Annotated in this window: 4 protein-coding genes and 1 pseudogene; 3 read left to right on the top strand and 2 right to left on the bottom strand. The window is 40.7% G+C overall.

Annotation, left to right across the window (positions count from 1 at the left end; translation table 11 throughout):
* Positions 1-355 precede the first annotated feature (355 nt).
* Positions 356-2,362, bottom strand: coding sequence for a VWA domain-containing protein (locus tag HRU23_20250; GenBank protein ID NRA56471.1), 2,007 nt, complete (start codon positions 2,360-2,362; stop codon positions 356-358).
* Positions 2,363-2,482: 120 nt separating this feature from the next.
* A complete protein-coding gene (locus tag HRU23_20245) occupies positions 2,483-3,217 on the bottom strand; it encodes an XRE family transcriptional regulator (protein NRA56470.1) in 735 nt (244 codons plus the stop codon).
* Between the two features lie 508 nt (positions 3,218-3,725).
* Between HRU23_20245 and HRU23_20240 the strand changes: the two genes are divergently transcribed.
* The 3 genes and pseudogenes from HRU23_20240 (at position 3,726) to HRU23_20230 (ending at position 5,954) form a co-directional block, all read left to right on the top strand.
* The gene (locus tag HRU23_20240) at positions 3,726-4,010 is read left to right on the top strand and encodes a hypothetical protein (protein ID NRA56469.1); all 285 of its coding nucleotides are present in this window, start codon (positions 3,726-3,728) and stop codon (positions 4,008-4,010) included.
* A 5-nt stretch (positions 4,011-4,015) separates the two neighbouring features.
* Positions 4,016-4,363 carry an IS66 family insertion sequence element accessory protein TnpB gene (tnpB, locus tag HRU23_20235; protein ID NRA56468.1) on the top strand — a complete coding sequence of 116 codons (348 nt, stop codon included), beginning with the start codon at positions 4,016-4,018 and terminating at the stop codon, positions 4,361-4,363.
* A 78-nt stretch (positions 4,364-4,441) separates the two neighbouring features.
* Positions 4,442-5,954: pseudogene (locus HRU23_20230) on the top strand (IS66 family transposase).
* Positions 5,955-6,163: the final 209 nt, after the last annotated feature.

The raw sequence follows: 6,163 nt of genomic DNA, 5'->3' as shown, positions 1-6,163 counted from the left end.
ACCCTGTGGTTCGTTGCGTTGGGAGGCACATAATACGCTTTCCCATTTCGAAGTCAACGTTTAATTTAAGTTTCTTTAAACAAGAAGTTAAACTAAATTATAATCTTCTCTGACCCGCTTGGTAACTTGCTTCGTATTAGATACTTAGTAAGCTGCTTTCCCGTTTCAGTGAGGCGCATTATAGGGAAGTTCCTGACGTTGGCAAGGGCTTTTTTGCAGATTAATTTCGCTTGCTTACAAAAGAAGCAAACCGACACTGTAACTTAACATTAAGCCTCTAATATCCACATATCAGGGGCTTAATGTTAGTAAACATCTCGGCTAGGTTCTCTGCTAGGTTCTCTGCTAGCGCATTTTAGTTATTACTTGCCTGGCGTATGCGCACTAAAATAAGTAGCATTAACGTCATTATTGTTAATGGAGCTGACGATCCCCCACCTGTGCTGGGTCTACTACTCGTAAACATCGGTTGTTCGCTATCAACCCTGTTACTTTTACTGCTGGAATTTGAGCGCTGAGTTTTTGCAATTGCTTCTCGCGCTACCAGAGCTTTATTATTTTGCACAATGCCAAGCTGCTCAAAAACATTCTGCTCAACCACAAGCAGTGAGGTGTAGTTGGTTACTAAACCATATTCTACCGATAAATTGATAATAGACTGCTTTAATTCGCTGCTTTCACCGAGGTAATCAATACGCTGTTCAAGATCCTTAATTTGACTATATGCCCATAAACGCTCTAATTCAGGATTGCTAGTCTGGGTTAATGGAAATTCAATTTGAGTTTGGTACTGTACCGCTTTGCCATTAATTTGACCGCTCAATTTTATAATTGCATTACCTTGCCCGGTATAATGGCCAAACACGATAAGTTGCTGCCCCCGATATAGAGTCGGTAATCGTTGTGGCGATAGGTCGTCAACATTAAGCCCTTCTATATCAACTGTTACATTACGCATCGCTTGATGGGTCATTTTGCTTGTAGCCAGCATAATTTGCCCCATGATGTCATCTGCATTTGAAATATTGGCAAAAAAACCATTTGAGATATTTGTCATCCCTTCTAATAATGGTCTATTTGCGCTATTGCCCATGATAAAACTAAATAAGCGGACATCTCGGCTTTCTAATAGTTTTAAAAAGTCTTTCTTCTCTGTAACGCCGACGTTAGCAACGCCGTCGGTCACTAAGATAATTGCGCTACTACGATCACTGTCTAGGTTTTGCATTGCTGAATCTAAGCCTGCATATAAATTAGTACCACCATCAACACCTTGATTGTTAATGGTCATAAGTGCTTGGTTAACATTAGCGGGTGTCACTGCAAGATAACCAGGCGTCACGGCATGCGCACTATCATTAAAGGTTATTAATTTAAATCTATCACCCTGCGGCAGTTTATCTAAACCTTGACGAACCCCTTCAATCAAAGTCGCATACTTGTCATTCATTGAGCCCGACTTGTCTAACACAAAGATCCAATCACGTGATCCCGAGTTTTTTGCTAGGTCGTCTCCCGGTGTTAACGTCAGCATAAATGTTCCTTGCGCTTGATGTTCGGCTCGATAAGTCACCAGGTCAACACTGCCAGGTAGATCACTCTGATGACGCCAATAGACCACAACATCCTGATCTAAATGTATAACACTTGCCGACTCATTACCTTGCTCTTTAATATTGTCGTAGCTTATGCGCCATTGCTGTGGATCTATTTTCTCAATCTTAGCTTGAGTCTGCTGTGGTAGTCGCACACCATCGAGTGGGTAACCTGAGTCAATATTCATGGTAAAACTAAAACGTTCCGCGACTTTATCATTGCGGTTCCAAAATGAATTTTTGGCTTGTTCAACACCTCCCTCCTCTAGCGGATAGACATAACGCCCCATTGCTGTGTCGATCTTTATCTGTTGAAAATACACCAATTTTATTTTCACTTGATCATTGGCCTGAACTGGGAATACTTTAATATTAAACGACTTGTAATCATCTTGCTCTGTTAGGGCTGTATGTTGACCTGCTGCTTTCTGTTGTTGATAAATCTGTTTCGCTTGTTGCTTCTCTACAACTTCACCAGTCACTGCTTGACCGTTTATCCAATATGTCAGCTCAGCAACACTCGCATCTTCAGGTACAGGGAACGTATAATTAGCTTCTAGATCTTGCATATTTGGATTTGTAAAAACTTGGATTATTTGAGTAACTACGTAGCCATCCTGAACTGAAACTTCAACATCATGGCTTTTGATTTCTAGCGATTGATAGTGGCTGTTAACTGGTGTCAGCAATCCAGCACAATTACCTGTTGAACTGATTATTACCAATAAACCAAAGAGCATACCTGCTGTACAACGGCGCATAATCATATTTTTCTCCTGATGACTTAGTTAATTTCATCACCAGTTATAATGAGAAAAATAGACAACGGCTACTCTAATAATAAAAGTGTCTGTAGCTCACACTATAGGTATCACCATAAGATACTTTTATTGCTTTTCCAAACATTTAAACAAACTCGAATTCCATTGTCTGATCGCAACAACGAGCGTTGTTCCGTGTTTATGCTCCATCGCTAACTCGGCATCCGACTTGTTAAGTTCGACAAACTCACTAGCGAGTTTCTGCATTTTCTTTTGCATTTCAGTATTACTGGCAACAGACAGTAAACCATTAGTGACCTGTAATCTTTCGGTTGTTTGATTAAATTTACTCTGAAAAAACTCATCTTTAACACACTGCTGAAAAAACTGCTGGATAGGACCATTGGCTAACCAGCTAAAATTTGCGCTTACTTTAAGTTTAATTCGATTGTGGGGTAATAATTCAATAATTTTTATACGATCTAATATAGCGAGTTTACGGATACAGTCAGTTTCACTAATCTCGTATTGATTAATTATTTCTTCAAATTTATAACCATTCACTATGCAAATAGTGACCAACAGCAATAACAAATCTTCGACAATCTCACGTTCTTGCTCTATTGATAAACAATGGATTGTGGTTTGCTCAACATTCGTTAACTGCATTAATTGAATTAAAGACAAACCAATAAAATCACAAATACTTTCTAGCCGAGCGACAGTAACTTGGCCGTCTTTAAACAGCCGCTTAATCGACACCTCACTTAAATCTAAATGTATTGCAACATCTTGGTAAGTTTTACCTTGCGATCTCAATTGTCGTTTTAATGTTTGGATTAGCGCTAACGTTTGATTCAAAATTATCCTTAACCAGATTTGAGAATTTTTATTCTCTTAAAATATCAGGTTACCAATGCAAAGCTATAAGTATTTTAGAGCCGGATTGTCATTTGTTCCGTTCTTGATTTCGACTTAGAGTTCGGTGCAGCAACGATTACCTAGAACTTGCTAACTTTTTAGCACACATACGAAAAAGGTGATTGGCAATAGCTATATCATTCCATCCGTGGCTACGAGTTAACTCTCGCACTGACTGCGTCAGCGACTACCACCCATATTATTATATTGCAGACGCGAAAAAGCCGCTGCAAATTAATGCAGCGGCTCTATCTAAATAGGTGATTGGCAATGGCTGACCGCGTTAGCCATCAACCCGTTAACCCTGTTGCACTGACTTCGTCAGCGACGGCACGCTTTAAAGTCTGTGGCATCATACCGGTCATTGGTAAGCGTCTGCCAAACCACACCTTCACTTAGCAACGCCCAATCGTTAGATTGCTTCAATCATTAATTTGGAGTAATCATCATGAGCCATAAACAAAAATATGACTGGCCAGCGCTTATCACACAGCAAGTCGAAAGCGGCGACACCGTCGCCCAATTTTGTCGTGACAATAAGCTTGTCAGTAAATCGTTCTATAATAACCGCGCTAAAATATCAGTATCTCAAACAACAACGGCCTTTATCAAAGTTCAAACTCAGATATCCCCATCGAAACAGCTAACTTTAACCCTCGGTGATTCGACATTGGCTATGCCAGTCGATTACGATCCGATATGGTTATCCAGGCTTCTACGTGAGTTGAGATAATGCAGATGTTTGTTGAGCCAAATATTATTTATCTCCACCGCGATATCGTAGATTTTAGAAAGTCCATTAATGGTCTCTCGTTGACTGTCGAACAAGAGCTGGCCATGGATGTTTACTCATCGGCGCTTTTTGTGTTTTGTAACAAGCAGCGCGATAAACTTAAAATTCTCTACTGGGATCGCACAGGCTTTGCACTGTGGTACAAACGATTAGAAAAGCAAAAATTCAAATGGCCAAAACAGGGTGAGCAAACCATGAATCTATCCGAACAACAACTCAAATGGTTGTTAAGTGGCTATGATACCGTTGGTCATCAGGCCTGCATTATCACGAAAAATCCTTATAACATATGAACATAAGCAGCATTTATTGATCACGTTTTAGTCTAAGTGAAATCAGTCGTTTATCGGTATTTTCACTATACTTAATGCATGACAAAAAACATCGATTCACTCACTAATGACCCACTAAAATTGAAGTCAATAATATTGAAACTTCAAGGTGAGCTCGATGCTAGTCATGAAAAAATAGAGTACCTATTAGAGCAATTTAGATTAGCGCAACAAAAGCGTTTTGGTGCTAGTAGCGAAATTCACTCTGGGCAAGGTGAGCTCTTTAACGAGGCCGAAGTTGAAGACGATAAGACCGAGGTCATTGATCAACAAATTAGTTATACTCGCCGCAAGCCTAAGCCGTTCAAAGTTACCGACCGATTTACCACGTGAAGTCATCATTCATGACATTAATGATGATGAGAAAACTTGCGACTGTTGTGGCGAAGCGCTTCACCAAATGGGCGAGTCACGCAGCGAAAAGCTTGAGTTTATCCCAGCACAAATTAAAGTTATCGAGCATGTTCGTTTAAAGTATAGCTGCCGAGGCTGTGAGAAACATGGCACTAAAACTGACGTTAAGATAGCGCCATTGCCAGCGAGCCCAATTCCAAAAGGTATCGCAACCCCTAGCTTGCTGAGTCAAATCATAACGAGCAAATATCAATATGGTTTACCACTTTACCGACAGGAATCGATGTTTAAACAATATGCCATTGCCCTCAATCGAAAAACCATGAGTGAATGGATGGTAAAAAGTAGTCACTTATTTAAACCACTCATCGAACGGTTGCACCAGCTACTACTCGAACAACCTGTTATCCATGCGGATGAAACACCGCTTAAAGTCATCAAAGAAGATAAGAAAAAATGCTATATGTGGGTCTATTGCACAGGCACCGACTCGCCTAATGAAAGTGGTCTCCCTAATATCGTACTTTACGATTATCAAAATAGTCGTGCGGGTTCGTGCCCCGTTAATTACTTGGGTGATTTTAACGGTTTTTTACAAGTCGATGGCTATGCTGGTTATCATCAAGTTGATGCCACACTTGTAGGTTGCATGGCGCATGCTCGCCGGAAATTTAAAGAGGCTGAACAATCACAACCCAAAGGAAAAACAGGCAAAGCCAATTGGGCGTTAAACCATATTCAAAAGTTGTATCGCATCGAGACTGGGCTCAAGGATAAGTCGGAGAAAGAAAAATATGCGACACGTCAAGCTAAATCACTGCCACTGCTGAATGAGTTTAAGCAATGGCTGGATAAGTCCGCTGAGCAAGTTCCACCAAAATCAGCGATTGGTAAAGCGATAAGCTACAGCCGAAATCAATGGAATAGCTTAATAGTGTATGTTGAAAATGGTCACTTGGCCATCGACAATAACCGTGCTGAGCGAGCGGTTAAGCCGTTTGTTATTGGCAGGAAGAATTGGTTGTTCTCGAACACAGCAAGTGGTGCAAACGCCAGCGCCATCTTATACAGTCTTATCGAAACAGCAAAAGCCAATGGTCTCATCCCGTTTGACTACTTGTTGCATTGCTTCGAACATCTAGCAAATGGAAGCGATGACATCGACGCGATACTGCCATGGAATATTGACATTCACTAGGTGTCGATCGCCAGACGCTTACGGTCATTGTAATTTACCAAATACTAGATGCGCAAAAGGCTCCGTTCGTTAGAACGGAGCCTTTTACTGAATAGGAGTCTGGCAATGGCTGACCACGTTAGCCATCAACTCATACCAATTCCGTTAATTTTGTGATCTAATGCGGCTTATGTAAAGGGAGCGTATATGACTCAAACTATTTCACAATT

It is taken from the genome of Gammaproteobacteria bacterium, from assembly GCA_013214945.1.
Classification (GTDB): domain Bacteria; phylum Pseudomonadota; class Gammaproteobacteria; order Enterobacterales; family Psychrobiaceae; genus Psychrobium.
This window is presented reverse-complemented; position numbering and strand designations above follow the sequence as displayed.

Coding starts and splice junctions, on each gene's coding strand:
- HRU23_20250 (NRA56471.1), bottom strand. CDS start 2,362: ATGATTATGCGCCGTTGTACAGCAGGTATGCTCTTTGGTTTATTGGTA.
- HRU23_20240 (NRA56469.1), top strand. CDS start 3,726: ATGAGCCATAAACAAAAATATGACTGGCCAGCGCTTATCACACAGCAA.
- tnpB (NRA56468.1), top strand. CDS start 4,016: ATGTTTGTTGAGCCAAATATTATTTATCTCCACCGCGATATCGTAGAT.